The organism is Chryseobacterium indologenes (assembly GCF_001295265.1).
Lineage (GTDB): Bacteria > Bacteroidota > Bacteroidia > Flavobacteriales > Weeksellaceae > Chryseobacterium > Chryseobacterium indologenes_A.
Map to the genome: position 1 here is coordinate 1 of NZ_LJOD01000040.1, position 2,706 is coordinate 2,706.

At 29.8% G+C, this 2,706-nt stretch carries 4 protein-coding genes and 1 pseudogene; all 5 read left to right on the forward strand.

Features of this window, described 5'->3' with window-relative positions:
* On the forward strand, positions 1-402 hold a 402-nt coding region (locus AOB46_RS23530), incomplete at its 5' end, for a hypothetical protein (RefSeq protein WP_157845099.1).
* A gap of 21 nt (positions 403-423) precedes the next feature.
* Complete coding sequence (locus tag AOB46_RS22500) at positions 424-708, forward strand: hypothetical protein (protein ID WP_062703627.1); 285 nt, start codon at positions 424-426, stop codon at positions 706-708.
* Between the two features lie 12 nt (positions 709-720).
* Complete coding sequence (locus tag AOB46_RS22505) at positions 721-1,122, forward strand: hypothetical protein (protein WP_062703629.1); 402 nt, start codon at positions 721-723, stop codon at positions 1,120-1,122.
* Positions 1,123-1,604: 482 nt separating this feature from the next.
* A pseudogene (locus AOB46_RS22510) lies at positions 1,605-2,150 on the forward strand (polymorphic toxin-type HINT domain-containing protein); the annotation flags it as partial.
* Positions 2,150-2,706: hypothetical protein (locus AOB46_RS22515; protein WP_131724456.1), on the forward strand; the 557-nt coding region annotated here is incomplete at its 3' end. The pseudogene AOB46_RS22510 and the gene AOB46_RS22515, both read left to right, overlap by 1 nt.

The window sequence follows — 2,706 nt, forward strand, 5'->3', positions numbered from 1 at the left end:
ACAACATATAGTCAGTTTTCTTCTAACGGGATGTCAGTTTGGGCTAATTATGAAAGCTTGCCATTTGGTGAAGCTTCCCGACTTTATAGTTGGATTGATAGAGGAGGTAGTGGATATTATACATATTGGTCAGGAGGAGATAAGGATTTTACAGGATTTTTTCAAAGTGGAAAATTAAATTTTGGTGGAGATTTTGGAAATTATAACCTAGTTAGGATTTATAATAATGTACCAGAGATCAGGCAGTCATATCATAACTTCAATCCGTATATACCTGATAATACTTCGGATTGGTATGGTCCAGCAGGAAAAATAAATTGGTTTTTTGGAGTTACCGAACCGGGGTTGATACTTTTGTACGAAGGTTTTATATTAGCACTGCAAGAAGCAATGCTCCGGTAAGATTTTTAGGACAGAACTATTATGGTAACGGAAGGACTTTTATTAAAGCTGCACCCGTTGCAGGAGCACTATGCATGGTATAATGGTGAAATTTCAGGAGAAAAATTCGGAGTTAATACAGCAGTTGGGTTATATTTATTAAAAATAAGCCCTGCATTAGGAATAGTATATTTTGGAATAGATGCGTTTTATCCTGGGAGCTGGACAGGCGATAAAAATCACCCTGGTGCTATTATAGATGTATCCCTAATGATAGAAGCCAATCAGAAGATTGTTTCCGGTTTTAATATTTATAGAGGTTTTTAATTATATAAAAAAATGAAAATAAAAGAAGCATATTATTATTTATTTTATAAATTATATAAATGGTATGAGAGTGGACCATTTGTATGGTATAGTGATTGGAAAGCTGGAATAAGTATAATTGCACTTGAAATATGGACATGTGTTTCTATTTATAGTTATTTAAGCATTTTTCTTAATAGAAAAATTAGTCTATCAATTACAGAACCGTCTGGGTTTATTCCTTATATTATAATTTTAAGCACTAACCTCTATTTTTTTAGTTCTTCCCATAAATGGAAACTTTATTTTGAAGAATTTGAAAAATGGCCAAAACGAAAGAATTTAATAAGTGGAATAATAGTCTGGAGTATTATTGCGTTAATTATTTTTAATTTTATTTTTTCCATAAATCTAATGAAGAGCCTCCTTGACTAATAAATAGAGTTTGATGTAACGATCTGCTGCGCGCAGCCTCCCGACTTTGAGCTGCTAAATGAACAACTGGGATCTCTTGCAAAAGAAAGCCCGGAATCTTATAAAAGAGTCTTTAAATTCTTATTATTTGGACATAATAAGTAACTTTATACTGAAATGAGTGCTCCCATTCATATCGGAAAATAATAGACTGTTTCATTTTTGAAGCAGTCTATTTCTAATTACAAATAACATCTTTAATACATTACAAGTATGGTTCACATCTTAAATTATTATACAGAAAATTTTAAGAAAAACTAATGAAATAAATAAAATGAAACAAGCTATAATGATTTTTTTGTTACTTTCAACAATTTGCATCTATTCACAAATAAAAATGACTGTAACTCCAAGCAATAATAAATGTATGCTGGATTGTAAAATGAAATCACTTTTATTAACACGTCAAAAAACAATTATATGATTCCCACAATACTTCTTCTTTAGTGAAAATCTCCGTCAATGACACAGAAATTACCTGCACCCCGGAACACCCATTCTACGTCAACGGAAACTGGATAGAAGTCAAAGACCTTACCAAAGGAATGCTTTTAACTACTTTAGACGGAAAAACTTCTCCTGTAGAAGCTGTAAAGTTTTTGGATGAGAAAGTAAAAGTCTATAACTTTGAAGTAGAAGACAACCATAATTATTATGTTTCTGAGAAAGGGATTTTGGTGCATAATACCTGTTGGACCGAAAGGTTAGGAATGTTTATGGAGTATGCTGCAAATATTGAAACTAAATCTCTTACATCTCAAGAGGCAACTATCACTCATTTAGAAAATGTTTTTAAAATACTAGATAAAACGAGAACAGATGATCGAATTTTAAAATTAGTTGGAGAAACCAATATAATTGTTAAAGATGGAATTAAAACAATATATCAAGCTGGTAGTACAACGGGAGGTAATTATACTAAAGTTTTCCCAGATGGAGGTTTCCAAATATTTAAAGATCATATAGTAATAATTAATAAATTAAAATAATGGATATAGAAAATATAAAGGTAATACTATTTAATTTATATTGTAGTACAGGTGTTAATCCTTTCTTTGAATCTCTGTATGCTCAAAACGGAAAAATAATAGCAGTAAATAGGAATGTACATATTGAAGCTAATGAAAAAGAAATAATTGTTTTTTTTGATGAAAGTTTATATTTATACCCAAAAGGAATACAATATTTAACAAAAGAGAATACCTATAAAACTTTTCAATCAATTAGTTTTGCGCTTGAATATTTTCAATATATTGTTAGAGCAACTAATGATATTAGATTTGAGGTATATCATTACTTTTTATACAAATTACAAAAAAATGGAATTCTAAATCGCTCGTGGGGTTTTCATTATGTAAATAATTATACAATGGAAGATATGATGTTACGTTGTGATATAAGTGATTTATCAATAAAAGGTAAAAAAATGAAGTATAATTTTGTCATTATTTTTAATAATGAAGGATCCTGTAAATTTTCTTTTTATCCGGAAAAACCTGGATGGAACGAAGAAAAAATATGCCCCAAAAGAGATGTTGATAAAAT